This is a genomic window from Myxococcus llanfairpwllgwyngyllgogerychwyrndrobwllllantysiliogogogochensis, assembly GCF_006636215.1.
GTDB classification, from domain to species: Bacteria; Myxococcota; Myxococcia; order Myxococcales; family Myxococcaceae; genus Myxococcus; species Myxococcus llanfairpwllgwyngyllgogerychwyrndrobwllllantysiliogogogochensis.
The window spans coordinates 14431-29147 of the sequence record NZ_VIFM01000140.1; the positions used below are offsets into that span (position 1 = coordinate 14431).

A 14717-nucleotide genomic window follows, 5' to 3' on the forward strand; every position below is an offset into this window, starting at 1 on the left:
GTGATACACGGGTTGTTACACACCCGGCACCGGGCGCCTTTCCCACTGCCCTCCGGGGTAGGAGGGCCCGCCTGCCGGAATGTTCAGCGGCCGATGAGGCTCGCCAGGCCCCGGCCGCCCTGGATGGCGCCGAAGATGAGGGCCCCGAAGTAGCCGATGGTCCCCAACGTCATGCCGTGGCCCGCCAGGATGGCGTAACCGTCACGCTGAAGAATGCCGATGGCGAAGAACAGCGCGGCCAGCGCGGGCAGGGTGTTGCTGAACGGCACGAGGCCGAACGGCGCCATCAGCAGCACGCCGGCGACGAACAGCATGAAGCCGTTGAAGCGGTTGGTGCTGGCGCCGTGGGTGAGCGCGAGCAGCCGCGGCTTGCTCAAGCGGTCCACCTTGGTGAACACGTCGGCGCCCTTCTCCAGCGCGGGCTGGAGCGACGCGCGCGCGAGCTTCCTGTCCATCAGCTTGCGCGGCAGCCAGGGCACGCGGTTGAACGTCACACCCACGCCGATGAGGACGATGAGCGCGCCGAACACGGTGGACACGCCCGGGACGGACACGGGCAGGAGGAAGGGGAAGGTGAGGATGCAGCAGAAGAGGAGCAGGCCCTGCTCGCCACACGACTGCATCAGCTCGCGCACGGTGAGCGACTCGGGCAGCCGCGCGGCCAGGGACCGCAACGTGGCGGACAACTGGGTCTGGGTGTCGGAGAACTGAGCGGAGGGCGAGGACGACGAGGGCGTGGACATGGACGCCCGCTGACTACCACGACCGGCCGGCCCGTGGTCAGCTCCAGGCGATGTCGTACACCGCCTCCTCGCCCTCCCGACGAACGACCTGTACGGAGGGGTGACGAGCGCCGCTGGCCTCGAGTCCCGCGAGGAAGAGGCCCACATAGAAGCCCGCCACCACCACGGGCCGGCAGGTGAGCGCGTAGCGCCCGGGCCCCCGAGGCTCCAGCGACGCCTCCAGGTAGTTGGTGCCCGTGCGCAGGTTGCGCGTCATCCGCGCCAGCATCCGTTCAGGCCCCAACAGGCGCACGGTGGTGAGCAGCGCGCTGCCGATGAGCGTGGAGCCGAAGCCCTCGACGAAGCGGCGGCCCACGACGACGGCGCCCTCTTCCAGCGGCATCTGAGGCGCCAGCGTGTCCGCGGCCACCTTCAGCGCGCCCAGCCACACCTCCAGCGGATAGGCGGGGGCGAGCCGTCCGTTCGTGTCGATGCCCACCTGCTTGAGCCGGCCGACGCAGCGCTCATCGAGCTGGTCTCCCAGCGCGCGGATGAGGCCTTCAAAGCTCTGGGGGAAGACGAGAGGCTCGCGGGTGTCCAAGGCGGGCGGATGCTAGACACAGGACACCGCGCTCCGCATCCGGCAGGTTGCCGAATTCGCGGGAACTGAAACATCCACTGGTGAACATCTGTCTCGTCCTCGGGGATGACCCAGGGGGTGCGCGTGCCTATCTCGAAGGCGCATGCGCGGGTGGGTGGCCTGGGTGGTGGCGGCGTGGGTGCTGACGGGGTGCCCCGTCGCGTGCACGGAGGAGCGACCGAAGCCGTTCCAGCTCACGGGTGAGGTGGGCTCACACAGGCCGGACTTCGCGGTGGCGCTGTATCAGACGGTGGGCGTGCGCATGGCGCCGGGCAACCGGCTGACGTGGGCCAACAACGGCGCCGTGTTCGACGTGATGGAGGAGGAGATTCGCAAGGCGCGCTCCTCCGTGCACCTGGTGATGTTCATCTGGCGACCGGGGCGTGCGTCGGACCGGATGGTGGCGGCCATGGCCGAGCGGGCGCGCGCGGGGGTGGCGTGTCGGGTGATGGTGGACCCCTTGGGCAGCGCGGGCTTCGAGACGGACGTGAAGCCACGCCTGGAGGCGGCGGGCTGCCGGGCGCACCTGTTCCGACCGCTGCCCGCGGACGAGAACCTGGCGCGCAACCACCGCAAGCTCTTGGTGGTGGATGGCCGCGTCGGCGTCACCGGCGGACTGGCGATTCAGGACGAGTGGCTGGGCGAGGGCCTGCGTGAGGAGGAGTGGCGCGACACGAACGCGCGCGTGGTGGGCCCGGTGGTGGAGCAGATGCAGCAAGCGTTCGCGGAGAACTGGCAGGAGACGACGGGCGAGCTGTTGCCCGTGAGCGACTTCCCCACGCTGGCGCAGCCGGTGCCCGGGCTCGACGACGCGGGCGCGGGCTGGGCGGCCTTCGTGGGCAGCACCGCGAACCCCGAGGTGACGCGCGCGGAGCGGCTGACGCAGTTGATGGTGCGCGCGGCGACGAAGCGGCTGTGGATTGCCCAGTCGTACTTCACGCCGAACGGGCCGCTGTCGGAGCTCTTGCAGGAGAGGGCGCGCGCGGGGGTGGACGTGCGCGTGCTCGCGCCAGGGGACCTCAACGACCAGGAGATCATCACCGTGGCGCAGCGAGCGACGTATTCGTCGCTGTTGGAGGCGGGCGTGCGCGTCTGGGAATACCAGCCGTCGATGATGCACGCGAAGACGATGCTCGTGGATGACCGGCTCGTCCTGGTGGGCTCCATCAACTACGACCCGCTGTCCTTCAACGTGCTGGAGGAGGGCTCGCTGGTGCTGGAGGACCTGGACGCCGCGAAGCAGATGGAGGCCTTCTTCCTGGAGGACCTGACACACGCGCGCGAGGTGGGCGACTCCGGGCAGGCGCGGCGCTGAGCGCGCGACACGTCCGATAGGCGGCGTCGCCTCGTGGGTGGACTGGGCAGCCTCGCGACAGTGTGCTGAAGAGGGGCCACCCCTTCCCGCCGCTGGAGCCGCCGCCATGACGCAGCCATCCCGCCTTCTCTTCGTCGCCGGAGCCACGGGCGCCACGGGGCGCAACGTGGTGAAGCAGGCCCTGGCGCGCGACGTGCCGTTGATTGCACACGTGCGCCCCAAGAGCGCGGACACCGAGCCGGCGCGGAGCTGGCCGCGCAAGGCCGTCGTCGAACTGGCGAGCGGCGAGCCGCTGGCGGAGGCGATGAAGGGGAGCACCACGGTGCTCCAGCTCATCGGCACGATGCGCAAGCGCTTCGCGTCGGGGGACACGTACGAGTCGAGCGATATCGGTACCACGCGGCAGCTCGTGGAGGCGGCGAAGCGCGCGGGGGTGGACCACCTCGTCCTGCTCAGCTCGGTGGGCGCGGGCCGGCCGGTGGGGGCCTACTTGAAGGCGAAGGCGGAAGCAGAGCGACTGGTGCGCGAGAGCGGCATCCCCTGGACGGTGGTGCGCCCGCCCGCGTTCGAGGGCGAGTACCACCGCCCGCCCGCGCTGCTGCGCACGCTCTCGAAGCTGCCGCTGCTGGGCGGGCTGCGGCCCATCCACCTGGACCAGCTGGCCGCCGTGCTGCTGCATGTCGCCCAGAAGCGAGCACCGCTGAACACGGTGCTCGAAGGGGACAGTCTGTGGCAGGAGGTGGCGGCGGCCGGCGCGTGAGTTCTCCACGTGCCGGCCTGGAGCCAGGGCCTCGCGCTCAGCGCGTCTCGCCCGTCACCTTGGGGAAGTACTGGTCGAGGAGCCGGAACCGCTCCGGCATCAGGGCCCGAATCTCCTCCTCGTGTGGCGTGCCGCGGACCTGCTCGTAGAGCTTGACCGTCTCGGAGAAGTCCTCCTCGGCGGAGTCCGTGGCGTAGTTGGACGGAATCACCACGTCGCGCTCGGCGGCGGCGGCCCAGTCCTGCCACTGCTGACTGCTCGGCCCCCCCCACTCTTTCTTGGAGATGGTGTGAGCCAGCTCGTGGACGAGGGTTCCATTCACCTGGTCCTGCGTGCGCTTGTCGGGCACGGGATGGATGGACACCTGCCCATTCTGGTCAGCGGTCATGTACGCGCGGAAGTTGGGATTGCCGGTGGCCCGGGCGTTCTTCGCGTCATCCTTGTGCGGCTGGTTGCTCACCGTCACATTCTTGAGGTTTTCCCGAGCCCAGGGCGGCAGCGCTTCGATTCCCCGGGCGACCTCCTCCAGGGTGGGCAGGTGCATTCCCGCGGGCACCTGATTGGGGGGCGGCATGGTCACGATGTAGTCGCGCCCACCCACGGTGACGCGGTGGTCAGTGGTGCCCGACGGCCGCGTACCGAGGAGCTTCGTCGGGTTCTCCAGAGGCCGAGGTTCACCCTGCTCCGGGACGGTGGGCACCTGTCGGGGAACACCGGCGCGGTCACCGCCCGTGGGGCTCGACAGGAACCTCCGCAGATAGTCGGTCTGCTCCGTGGCGTTCTGCTCGTTGGGGTCCAGGTAGCCACGATTGACGTTGTTGAAGAGCGACTGCCGCATGGGCTGCGACAGCTGCGGATTGTTTCCTCCCGCCAGGCGCACCAGCGCCTCCTGCTCGTTGCCCTGAAGGCCGGCGAACCCCTGGCTGTCGAGCACGGTCTGCAACGTCCTGCGGTCCTCGGGGCCCAGGTTGTTCCAGGCCGTGTTCACCGCCTGCTGCACGCCCTCCGGCAGCGGGCGCCCGTTCGCGGACGTGGGCGCATCCTCGCGCGCCACGTATCCACGGCCGGTCGTCAGGGAGTCCACCTGCGCCGCATGCGCGTTGAGCTGGCTCTCCACGCTGGCAATCTGCCGCTCCATGTCCGCGAGCTGCGCGGCCGTGGCCGGCGTCTGATTGCCCGTGGCACCCGCGATGCCTTGATTGAGCGTCGCCTGCGCGGCCTCCAGACTCCGGAGGATGTTGGAGAGCTTCTGCACCTCGAGCCGTGACTCGAAGCCCTGGCTTCCGTAGCCCGGCATGCCGGTGATGGCCTGCTTCACCTTGTCGATGAGCTGGCGCGCCTTGCCCACCGCGCCCTCGTAGCGCTGGAGCACCCGCGCCGTCTCCATGTGCGCCTGGATGTCCTCGGCCGTCGCTTCCGGGCCCGCCTCGATGCGCACCCTGCCGTCGTCGTAGCGCACGTGCGTCGTGCGACCCTGGAGCTCGGGGTTGCGCACCACGGGCACGGGGGGACGTCCCGTGTTGTCCGTTCCCACCTCGGGCGTCTGCGCGGGCGTCGTGGCGCCCGGCCGGTCCGTGCGCGGCGGGCCTGCCGTCGGGGGCACGGGGATGAGCTGTCCCGTCGCGGGGTTCACCCGGTACTCGGTGGGCGCGGGACGATTCTCCACCGTGTTCTGGGGAGGACGCCCCGTCTGCTCGGGTCCACCCGTCGTGCCGGGCCGGGTGTCGGTGCCCGGCGTCGTCGTGCCGGGTCGATTGTTCGTGCCCGTCGTCGTCGTGCCCGGTCGGTCCGTTCCGCCCGTGGTGCCGGTATTGCCCGTCGAGCCGTTGGTGCCATCCGAGCCATTCGAACCGTTGGAGCCGTTGCTCCCCGACGTCCCGTCGCGCCTGCGTCCGCCGACGCTGACGGTGGTGCCCGCGCCGCCGTTGGCGCCCTCGGCCGTGACGTCGCGGTGGCGGGCGTTGACCTCGAAGTCCACGACGCCCAGCTTCGCGCCCACGCCCAGCTCGCGGTCCTTGAACGAGCCCGAGGTGAACTTCGCCTCCAGGTCCAGGCCGTCGAAGGCGTTGTCGAACTTGCCGTCCATCAGGTTCTTCGTCACCTGCTGGAGCTGCTCACCCTTCAGCCCGCTGATCTCCGCGGTGAAGAACTTCCCCTCGGGCCCCGCGTCCACCGAGCCCGACACGGAGATGCTCGTCTCCGCGGGCCCCGCGAACGCCGCGGTGGCGGGGCTCGCGATGAACGCCAGCACGTCCTTGGCGTCCAGCTTGCTGGCATCCAGCGGAATCTTCGTCTCCAGGCTCACGGAGCCGGTGACTTCTCCGCCGAGGTTGAGCCCCGCGTCACCCTTGAGTCCTCCGGCGATGCTCGCCGCGCCGGAGCCCTCGATTTCGAGCGACCGCACCAGATGCGTGGGCTTGCCGTTCTCGAACTCCACCCGGAAGCTCGCCGTCGCGCCAATGCTGGCCGACAGCTCCGCGCTGGCCGGACCCAACTTCCCGCCGAGGCCCGCCTCCGCCTCCGCGCCCATGTTCACTTCCATCGCCGACAGGTGGTCGAGGAGGAACTTGTGGTCCTCTCCACCGGAGGCCAGCGCCGCGGGCCCCTTGCCCAGGATGACGGCCGCCTTGGCCGCCTCCTCCGGCGTGTCGAACGTCATCTCCATGCGGCCACCGGCCGACACCGACGCCGAGCCCACCAGGCCCACGCCGACATCACCCGTCACCTCCGCCGACAGTTGGTACTTCCCGTCGGCCGTCTTTTCGACCTCCACCTCGCCTTCGATGCCGGCCTTCAGGCCCACCTTGACGTCGAGGTTGCCGCTCAACGTCAGCGTGTCGCCCGGGCTGTTGAGCTTCTTGATTTCGTCCGCCACCGCGCCTTCGATGGGCGCGGTCACCTGGTCGATGACGTAATCAATCGGCTTGAGCACCGCGTCCTTGGCGAAGCCCAGCGCGTCCTTGGCGAAGTCTCCCGCCGCGCCCGCCAGGTCCCCGAGCCCCTCGGTGACGAAGTCCTTCGCGTCCTGGTACCAGGGGAGCTGGCGCTCCTTGTCGAGCTCCTTGGGCTTCGCGCCCGACGCCACCTTGCCGTCGGCGCCCGTCTCGAACTCGACGTGGTCGTACTTCCACCGGTTGTCGTCCGCCTCCTGGAGGCTCTTCACCTGCGTGGGCTCGTGCTTCATCTGGAGCTGGCCGTCGGGGCCCACGGTGCCGGAGGAGTTCAACACCGTCTGCGTCCGGTTCGCGTAGCCGTCGTCGAAGCGGCTGCCGTCCGGGTCATACCCCGTCACGGTGGTGTTGCTGGTGATGTTGCCCTGCGTCTGCTTGGTGAGGCCGGGCAGCGAGTCGGTGGACGCGGCGTCCTTGGGCCCGTAGGTGACCTCCTGCTGGCTGCGCGCCACCTGCACGCCGTTGCCGTTCTTGTCCGACGCGAGCGGCTGCGTGGACACCGACTCCGTCTTCTGCGTGGAGGTTGCGGGCTCGCCCTGCGCGTTGAAGCGCGTCTCCTCCGTCAGCGTGAGGCTGGACTCGCCGGGCTTGAGGGAGGTGGGGTCCCGGTTCGTGTCGTGGTGGTCCTCGCCCTTGGAGGCGTCGTTCAGGGCCTTGCCCTGCTTCGCCTCGAAGTCGCTGACGGCGTTCGCGTCGAAGCCCGGAGTGTGGATCTCCGTCTTCTTCACCTGCTTGGCGGGCAGGCCCTGCGCGTTGAACTCCGTGTCCGTCGTGACCGTCGTCGGGCCCTGGGGCGTGTTGGGCCGTCCCACCAGCGCCGCCGAGGGCTTCTCCATGCGCACCTCTTCGGAGCGCGACTGGGGCAGTGCCGTAGCGGGGTTGTACTTCGTGGTGGACGTGGTGGTGGTGGCGCCCGTCTCCGGGCTCTGCGTCGTCTGGCTCTTGCGCGACTCCAGGCTGGTGGTCTTGCCCTGCGCATCCGACGACCTCGTCCACGTCGTCTCGCTCGTGCCACCTTCCTTCGGTGACTCCTTCGCCGTCACCGTGGACGTGTAGCTGCCATCGGGCTTGATGGTGACGGTGTTGCCGCTCTTCGCGTCGGACAGCACCGTCTCGCCGGTGGACGCGTTCTTCTTCACGTCGTAGTTCGCGCCCGAGGACGGGTCGGTGAACTTCTGTCCGTCCGCCAGCCTGGAGGCGTCCTGGACGTCCTTCGCATCCACCGCGTCGAGCGAGGCGGGCGACCCGTCCACGGGCTTCGGCGCGGGGACCTCGGCCTTCGGGGGAGCGGTGGTGCCGAGCAGCTTCTCCAACTCGGCCGTGCGACTGGAGCCCTCGAACGCGGAGACCAGCTCGTTCTTCTTCGGCTTGACGCTGTCGATGTCCTTCTGGGTGAAGGGAGGAGTCTTCTTCTCCTGGGTGGCGGCGGTGTTCGCCTTGCCCATGGCCTCCTCGGCCTTCTTCGCGGTGAGGGCCACCTTCTCCTCGGCGGCCTGGAGCTGCTTCTCCGCGGCGGCGGCCTTCTGCGCGGCGGCCTGCTTCGCCTTCTCGGCGTTGGCGGCGGCCGTCTTCGTCTTCTGGGCCTCCTCCGGTTTCTGCCCGGGCTTCTGCGCATTCTTCTGCGCGTCGGCGGCGGCCTTCTGCGCGGCGGCCTGCTGTCTGCGCGCGGCCTCCGCGGCCTTGCGTGCTTCCTCCGCGGCCTTGCGCGCGGCTTCGGCGGCCTTGCGCGCGGCCTCCGCGGCCTTGCGCGCTTCCTCTGCTCGTTGCCGAGCTTCCTCGGCGCGACGCGCGGCCTCGGCCGCTGCAGCGCTCGAAGTTCCAGAACCACCACCCGTAGGTGACAGACCGCCCATGGAACATCCCCTTTTCGTCAGAACCGACCCCTCATTATCGAAGGAATGAGAAAATGATTTCCTCCGACATCCCTGAGGGGTCTGGATAGTTGCTGAATGAGTCCTATCCGGAAACAGGCGTTACATACCAACAGGCCTGCCCGCATGCCGAGCAAACACTGGCAAGGACGCGCGGCAACGCCTCGCAACGACACGCGGTGAAAACCAGGCGCCCCGCAATGTCTGACATGTGGGCTTCGCCTGCCCACGGAATGGTCTCACCAGAATTCTGGGAGCCACATCAAACCAACCAGGCGAACGGATTCGCAGTGCGAAACGTGGCGGCACTAACAGAGTGCCGCCGCGCGCGCCTCCAGAAACACCAAGGGCCCGAGCGGAGACTCCGCCCGGACCCGAGGTGACTTCGTCGAAGTCGCGCGTCAGTTCTTCGCTTCGGTGGCGCGGCGGATGCGGTCGAAGTCGAAGTTGGGCGAGGGGTCCTGCTTCTTGTCGGTGATGTCCTTGTGACCGACCAGGTTGTCCCCAGGCACGTCGTAGCGCTTCGCCAGGTAGGGCACGAGCTGCTCGAGTGCCTTGTACTGGGCCTCGGTGTAGCCGTCCTTGCCGTCGCCCTCGTTGACGATTTCGATGCCAATCGAGCGATCATTCACATCGCCCGGCTTGCCCGGCAGCGAGCCCTCTCCAGCGTGCCACGCGCGCTTCTCGTCGCCGACGAGCTGGTAGATGGTGCCGTCCTTGCCAATCAGGTAGTGCGAGCTGACGTCGCCCCGGCCCGTCAGGTCCTTGTACTTGGATTCGAGCCAGCCCATGACCGACGTGGGCTTGCCCGTCAGCGTCTCCAGGCTGCTCTCATCGGAGGGGTCCGCGGTGTGGTGCAGGACGATGGAGTCGATGTCCTGTCCCGCGGGCCTGTCATTGAAGTTCTTGGAGGGGCGGACGACCATTTCCGGCGTCGGGTTGGTGGGGTCCGTGGAGAGGGGCGTCAGCGGCTGCGGCGCCGCGGGCGGCGTGGGGGACGGGCCCGGGCTCGGAGAGGGCGTGGGGCGTGCCGCCTTCGGCTGCTCGAAGCTGTCCACCGGCTTCGGCGTGGGGCCCGCCGTCGGCTGGGGCGGAGGAGGAGGCGGACGCGGCTCTTCGGACCTGAAGGGACGCAGCAGGGTGTTCTGAACAAAACGCTGAAGCGGAGCAACCATGGGGTGTGGTCTCCAGGGAAAGCGACGACGTAACTGGGTTATCGCGCACCCGGTGTTCCCAGTTGCGGTTTCTTCGAGAGAACGAACCCCGCACCCACCCGGAGTTCCTCCCGCTACCACCTCACGGTTCGAGGCCGGCGACGCTGTAATGCGAGGGCAGCCCGTCGAGGTCCTCGGCGGCGCCTTCGCGCCATGGCCTTACGGCGGAACCGCACATCCATGGATCAGCGACAGGCACCATCGCGAGCGCCGTGGACCTGTAGCTGGCCGCACAGTGGCCGCGCGCGTCGCTCCCTGCTCGCGACGCCCACCGTCTCGCTGGCCGAGCAGGCCCAGGCGAGCACGACCTCACGGGCGCGCTGAGTGTTGTCCGAACATGGCATGGGTAACACAGTGGCGGGGCTGGGCGCCGTTTTGACGTGGACGCGGTAGCGTGGGCCCCTGCTCATTCTTCGATCGAGACACCCCATGCATCGTCTCCTCATCGCCGCCCTGCTCTCGCTGTCCCTCGCTGCATGCTCGGATGACCCCGACCCTTCTCCGCCGACGGATGCCGGCGCGGACGCGGGCGTTCCGGATGACACGGATGCGGGCTCGGATGCCGGGACGGATGCGGGCTCGGATGCGGGGCCTGGGCCTTGGACGGATGCGGGCAGCTCGCACGGCACGGGGAAGCTGCCGTGTGACAGCACGGGCACGGTGCTGTCCACCAACAACCAGACCTATACGTTCTGTGTCGCGCAGGTGGCGGGTATCGAGCTGAAGATTGTCGAGCCTCGCGCGGGCATCGTCCCCGTGCCGCTGAACCTGGCCATCTACCTGCATGGCGACCAGGCACGGGCGCACACAGGGAACACCGCGCCGCGCCTGCAGGCGCCGTGGGCGTTCGACCACGACACGCTCTATGTGTCAGCGCTCGCGCCGAACAAGTGCGCGTGGTGGACGAAGCCCTCGTTGACGACGTGTACGGACACCGCGACAGCCGCGGACCGGGATGTCGCGGGAGACAACGCGCGGGCGCTGACGGAGGTCATCGACACCTTGCGCAAGCGCTGGGACCTCAACAACGAGCCCATCCTGTTCGGCGGGTCCTCGGGGGGCTCGGTGTTCCTCACGGCGAGCTTCCTGCCGAAGTACGGCGGTCGCTATCGCGGCATCTACGCGCTGGGGTGTGGCGGCGAGGCGCCGTGGAGTGGCGCACTGGACTGGGACAGCACCCGGCCCGAGCTGCGCGGACCGACGAAGCTGTTCTACTTGTACGGCGACCAGGATGAGTACCTCCCGGACATCCGGGCCAGCATGACGGAGTACCGCAGGTTCGCGGTGCCGCTGGAGGAGACCGTCATCGCGGGAGTGGGGCACTGCGACTTCGACCACATCGGTGGGGTGAAGGACATCTGGGCGGCGGCGCTGGACGCGAAGTAGTCGCGGGCAGGACGCCCGGCATCGGCGGTGAGCTCCGGATGCCGGGCGTTGCGTGGGTTGGAGTCGTGGGCAGGGGTTACTTGACGCAGTTGCCCCAGCCGCGCTTGCCATTGACGACGGTCATCTCCCAGAAGCGGGTACCGGCGTTGTAGTCGATGCTCACGCCGTCCGTGTAGCTGCTGGTATTGAAGTGGCCGCCGATGCCGGAGAGGAGGCAGGCGACGCTGTCGGGGTTGTAGGCGAGGTTCTCGGTGAAGCCGCCCGGATCTCCAGCGACCCAGAGCCAGCCACCGTGGTTCTCGGGCACGTCGACACACACGGCGCTGCCGCCACCATCGCCCGCGAGGTTTCCACCGAGGTACCAGTTGAGGCCGTCACTCCAGACGCGGACATAGTCCGAGTTGGAGTTGAAGCCGCCAGAGGCCTCGATGGAGGTGAGGAAGCAGCGACGCTGCGCGGTGGCGGCGCCGAGGAGCTTCGCGGCGGAGCCCTGGTACCAGGACACCTCGGCCGTCCGGTTGGCGGCGGTGGCGAGGCACTGGATGCCAGTGGAGAGCGCCTTGCTGTTGTTCTGGCTGACGTACACGGTCCAGTTGCCGCCGCTGATGAACGTGCCGGTGCCGCTCCAGCTTCCGGTGACGCGCGGCACGAGGTTGCCCTGGACGCCAGAGAGGAAGCAGGTGCGGTTGGTGGCGGTGCCGATGGCGGTGGAGGTGAAGCCGTTGGTGGAGGTGCCCCACCAGTACGTGCCGCCGAGGGCGACGCCCTGCTCGACCTGCGCCGGGGATTCGTCACCGGCCACGGGTGCGGTGTCCGTGGGCTGCTCCAGAGGCTCTCCGCCGCAGCCGACAGTGAGGGCGGTGAGTGGCAGTGCGAACAGCAGGTTGCGCACGGCCTGTCGTGAACACATCGAGTGCATGAGTGGGCCCATTCCTTGTGAGTGAGTCGCCGAGGCGTGCTGGTGCGCGGTGATATGCGCAGGGCACGCCGACGGTGTCCCCGTGACGCGGGCCGCGGGGTGCGGACCTGTTTCATCACGGAGCGGGGACACACAGAGCAACTCGGGTGCCAGGGGATTCGGGGCACCGTGGACGTGGGGATGATGCAGGTCTTGCACTGTTTCGTGAGGAGGTCCGTGCAAGTGCTGCTCGGTGTTGCAGGGGTTGCACGAGGGGACGGTGCTCAATGCCTTTCGGCAGCAGCCGTCCGTCCAACACCTTGTAGAGTGAAGGCCCAGCCGCCCCCTGCCTCACGAGTCCTGTTTCTGAAAGGAGCCGATCCTGAAGATCTCGAACATTCCCTTCTGCACGACGGACTGGAGCGCGCTCCAGCCAACGGAGCACCCAGGGGTCTCTGGGAAGGCGCTCTGGCGGACTCTCCAGGCGGGAGACATCCGGGTCCGGCTCGTTGAGTACACCCCCAGATACATGGCGGACCACTGGTGCAGCCGCGGCCACATCCTGCTCGTGCTCGAGGGAACGCTGCTCACGGAGCTGAAGGACGGACGGCGTTTCGAGCTCGGACCGATGATGAGCTACCAGGTCGCGGACGACGACGGGGCCCACCGCTCATCGACAGAGACAGGGGCCAGGCTCTTCATCGTGGACTGACGTCGCGAGTGTTCCCCTGGCGGCGTCACATGCGAGGCTTGCATGCTGACAAGCTCAAGCCCACCCGTGGGAGCAGGCGCCGTCGCATCAGTCCCCCCAGCGTCACGATGAAGGGAAGCAGTGTCTCGACGAGCAAGAGAACAGGGTACGCCCGCGCTTCGGGCGAAGAGAGTTCGGCCCGGAGCATCGGGCCGACGTCAGCGCTGAAGAAGTCGTTCTGGAGCCAGACGAAGGCCCAGAGGACCGACAGTGCACAGGCCACGCGCCACAGTCCGTCTCGGCGCCACAGCACCAGCAGCGCACAGAGCGCGGACATCATGACGGTCGCAATGACCGGAACGGGCTCCCAGGGGGCCTGCTGCTTGTCCAGCACCTCTGCCCAGCACAAGCCAGGGAACAAGATGACGCCCAGGGCGACCCGGTATGTGTGTCTTTCCATGGGTGTGGCTCTCCAGCCTCGGTCCTCACCGGACTGCAAGGAGTCCGCCAACCAGTCACGAGAGCCTCCACCTACTCCTTCACCGCGCCCGCCGTGAGTCCCGACACAATCCTTCGCTGGAACAGCACGGTGAGCACCACCAGGGGCAGCGTGGCCACCACGGACGCCGCGGCAATCTCGCCCCATGGCTCACGGTACTCGCTGGCGAACAGGCTGATGGCCACGGGCACCGTTCTCTTCTCCGGTGTCGTCAGGAACGTCAGCGCGAACAGGAACTCGTTCCACGCGAAGATGAAGACGAGAATCGCCGTGGTCGCCAGCCCCGGCGCCGCCAGTGGCAACAGCACGCGGCGGAACGCCTGGAACGGCGTGCAGCCATCCACCCGCGCTGCTCGATACAGCTCGTCCGGGAGCTGCCGGAAGAACGACGTCAGCACCCACAGCGTCAACGGCATCGCGAACGTCGCATAGGGCAACGCCAGTCCCACCAGACTGTCCCTCAGACCCACGGCGCGCAAGATGAGATACAGCGGGCTCACCGTCGCAATTGGTGGAAACATGCTCACCGCCAGCGCCGCGCTCAACAGCAACCCCTTGCCTCGAAATTCCAGCTTCGCCAGGGCGAACGCCGCCGCCGAGCCAATCACCAGACAGAACACCGTCGTCAGCGCCGCGACCAGCAGCGAGTTCAACACCACTCGCAAGAAGGGCCTCCCCCACAGCACGCTCACGTAGCTCTCCAGCGTCAGGTGCGAAGGCCACGGCCTTGTCAGCTCGCCATCCGGCCACAGGCTCGTCAGCACCTGCCAGAAGAACGGCCCCAGGAAGAACGTGAGGAACGCCACCACCGCCAGCGCCGTCCCCAGGCCCGCGCGCTGTCTCATCGCGCCTCCTCCTGCCGCCCCAGCAATCGCAGCCACACCGCCGCCAGCACGACGACGCACAGGAACGTCGCCACCGACAGCGTGCTCCCGTACCCGAAGTCCCCCGAGCGCATCAGCGTCTTGTACGCATAGATGCTCAGCGTCTCCGTCGTGTTCGCCGGCCCTCCCTCCGTCAGCACGTAGATGGCGTCGAACACCCGGAACGCATCCAACGAACGGAACAGCAACGCCAGCAGCAACGCCGGCTTCAAGAGCGGCAAGGTGATGGAGCGGAACGTCCGCCACGACGACGCACCGTCCACCCTCGCCGCCTTGTAGAGGTCCTCCGGAATGCCTTGCAGCCCCGCCAGCACCAGCAGCGCCACGAAGGGCGTGGTCTTCCACACATCCACGAGGATGGCCGCGTGCAGCGCATACCCGGGCGCGCCCAGCCAGTTGATGTCACTCCCCAGGAGCAGGCGGTTGATGAGCCCGTAGTCCGGATTGAACATCCACGCCCACAGCCTCGCGCTCACCACCGTGGGAATCGCCCACGGAACCAGCACCGCCGCGCGCAGCAACCCTCGCCCCGGAAACGCGCGCTGGAGCAGCAGCGCCAGCGGCACCGCGAGCAACAGCTCCACCCCCACTGCCACCCCCGTGAAGTACGCCGTGTTCCCCAGCGCCGCCCAGAACCTCGCGTCCCCGAGCAGGTACGCGTAGTTCCCCAACCCCACGAAACGCCGCTCACCAAAGACGAGGATGAAGCGGTGCAGGCTCAGCCACACCGCCGCGAGAATCGGATACAGCGCCACCGCCGCGAGCACCAGCACCGCCGGCGCCACCAACCAGTACGCCTGCCTCCGCTCCCGCTCCAGCGAGCCCCTCGCACGCGCCCCTCGCCCCTCGGAGGTCATCGCGCCGCCTCCTCGAAGCCCCGTACCCT

At 68.4% G+C, this 14717-nt stretch carries 12 protein-coding genes; 4 read left to right on the forward strand and 8 right to left on the reverse strand.

Going from position 1 to position 14717, the window contains the following annotated elements:
- Window positions 1-83 precede the first annotated feature (83 nt).
- Window positions 84-743 (reverse strand): exopolysaccharide biosynthesis protein, encoded by a 660-nt coding sequence (locus FJV41_RS29175; RefSeq protein ID WP_141645850.1) that lies wholly within the window; start codon window positions 741-743, stop codon window positions 84-86.
- A 37-nt stretch (window positions 744-780) separates the two neighbouring features.
- The gene (locus tag FJV41_RS29180; RefSeq protein ID WP_141645851.1) at window positions 781-1323 is read right to left on the reverse strand and encodes a DUF2378 family protein; all 543 of its coding nucleotides are present in this window, start codon (window positions 1321-1323) and stop codon (window positions 781-783) included.
- Between the two features lie 142 nt (window positions 1324-1465).
- Between FJV41_RS29180 and FJV41_RS29185 the strand changes: the two genes are divergently transcribed.
- Complete coding sequence (locus FJV41_RS29185; protein ID WP_246137489.1) at window positions 1466-2677, forward strand: phospholipase D-like domain-containing protein; 1212 nt, start codon at window positions 1466-1468, stop codon at window positions 2675-2677.
- 106 nt (window positions 2678-2783) lie between these two features.
- Window positions 2784-3437, forward strand: a complete 654-nt coding sequence (locus FJV41_RS29190; protein ID WP_141645852.1) for an SDR family oxidoreductase — start codon at window positions 2784-2786, stop codon at window positions 3435-3437.
- A 37-nt stretch (window positions 3438-3474) separates the two neighbouring features.
- Here FJV41_RS29190 and FJV41_RS29195 read toward each other — a convergent pair whose 3' ends face one another.
- The gene (locus FJV41_RS29195; RefSeq protein WP_141645853.1) at window positions 3475-8241 is read right to left on the reverse strand and encodes a hypothetical protein; all 4767 of its coding nucleotides are present in this window, start codon (window positions 8239-8241) and stop codon (window positions 3475-3477) included.
- Window positions 8242-8660: 419 nt separating this feature from the next.
- Window positions 8661-9434, reverse strand: coding sequence for an N-acetylmuramoyl-L-alanine amidase (locus FJV41_RS29200; RefSeq protein ID WP_141645854.1), 774 nt, complete (start codon window positions 9432-9434; stop codon window positions 8661-8663).
- A gap of 468 nt (window positions 9435-9902) precedes the next feature.
- Here FJV41_RS29200 and FJV41_RS29205 point away from each other — a divergent pair, with 468 nt between their 5' ends.
- Complete coding sequence (locus FJV41_RS29205) at window positions 9903-10859, forward strand: alpha/beta hydrolase (protein WP_141645855.1); 957 nt, start codon at window positions 9903-9905, stop codon at window positions 10857-10859.
- A gap of 76 nt (window positions 10860-10935) precedes the next feature.
- On the opposite strand, the gene FJV41_RS29210 is transcribed toward FJV41_RS29205, so the two are convergent.
- The gene (locus FJV41_RS29210) at window positions 10936-11778 is read right to left on the reverse strand and encodes a hypothetical protein (RefSeq protein ID WP_246137490.1); all 843 of its coding nucleotides are present in this window, start codon (window positions 11776-11778) and stop codon (window positions 10936-10938) included.
- 376 nt (window positions 11779-12154) lie between these two features.
- Between FJV41_RS29210 and FJV41_RS29215 the strand changes: the two genes are divergently transcribed.
- Window positions 12155-12469 carry a DHCW motif cupin fold protein gene (locus FJV41_RS29215; RefSeq protein ID WP_246137491.1) on the forward strand — a complete coding sequence of 105 codons (315 nt, stop codon included), beginning with the start codon at window positions 12155-12157 and terminating at the stop codon, window positions 12467-12469.
- A gap of 25 nt (window positions 12470-12494) precedes the next feature.
- Here FJV41_RS29215 and FJV41_RS29220 read toward each other — a convergent pair whose 3' ends face one another.
- The 3 genes from FJV41_RS29220 to FJV41_RS29230 all read right to left on the reverse strand — a co-directional run bounded on the left by FJV41_RS29220 (window position 12495) and on the right by FJV41_RS29230 (window position 14688).
- Window positions 12495-12908, reverse strand: a complete 414-nt coding sequence (locus FJV41_RS29220; protein ID WP_141645857.1) for a hypothetical protein — start codon at window positions 12906-12908, stop codon at window positions 12495-12497.
- 71 nt (window positions 12909-12979) lie between these two features.
- A complete protein-coding gene (locus FJV41_RS29225; protein WP_141645858.1) occupies window positions 12980-13792 on the reverse strand; it encodes a carbohydrate ABC transporter permease in 813 nt (270 codons plus the stop codon).
- Window positions 13789-14688 carry a carbohydrate ABC transporter permease gene (locus FJV41_RS29230; protein WP_141645859.1) on the reverse strand — a complete coding sequence of 300 codons (900 nt, stop codon included), beginning with the start codon at window positions 14686-14688 and terminating at the stop codon, window positions 13789-13791. The genes FJV41_RS29225 and FJV41_RS29230 overlap by 4 nt, the downstream gene beginning before the upstream one ends.
- Window positions 14689-14717 lie beyond the last annotated feature (29 nt).

Excerpts from the sequence above, each read along its gene's own strand:
- FJV41_RS29205 (WP_141645855.1), top strand. The coding sequence starts at position 9,903 with ATGCATCGTCTCCTCATCGCCGCCCTGCTCTCGCTGTCCCTCGCTGCA.
- FJV41_RS29220 (WP_141645857.1), bottom strand. The coding sequence starts at position 12,908 with ATGGAAAGACACACATACCGGGTCGCCCTGGGCGTCATCTTGTTCCCT.
- FJV41_RS29185 (WP_246137489.1), top strand. The coding sequence starts at position 1,466 with ATGCGCGGGTGGGTGGCCTGGGTGGTGGCGGCGTGGGTGCTGACGGGG.
- FJV41_RS29195 (WP_141645853.1), bottom strand. The coding sequence starts at position 8,241 with ATGGGCGGTCTGTCACCTACGGGTGGTGGTTCTGGAACTTCGAGCGCT.
- FJV41_RS29190 (WP_141645852.1), top strand. The coding sequence starts at position 2,784 with ATGACGCAGCCATCCCGCCTTCTCTTCGTCGCCGGAGCCACGGGCGCC.
- FJV41_RS29200 (WP_141645854.1), bottom strand. The coding sequence starts at position 9,434 with ATGGTTGCTCCGCTTCAGCGTTTTGTTCAGAACACCCTGCTGCGTCCC.
- FJV41_RS29175 (WP_141645850.1), bottom strand. The coding sequence starts at position 743 with ATGTCCACGCCCTCGTCGTCCTCGCCCTCCGCTCAGTTCTCCGACACC.
- FJV41_RS29210 (WP_246137490.1), bottom strand. The coding sequence starts at position 11,778 with ATGCACTCGATGTGTTCACGACAGGCCGTGCGCAACCTGCTGTTCGCA.
- FJV41_RS29225 (WP_141645858.1), bottom strand. The coding sequence starts at position 13,792 with ATGAGACAGCGCGCGGGCCTGGGGACGGCGCTGGCGGTGGTGGCGTTC.
- FJV41_RS29230 (WP_141645859.1), bottom strand. The coding sequence starts at position 14,688 with ATGACCTCCGAGGGGCGAGGGGCGCGTGCGAGGGGCTCGCTGGAGCGG.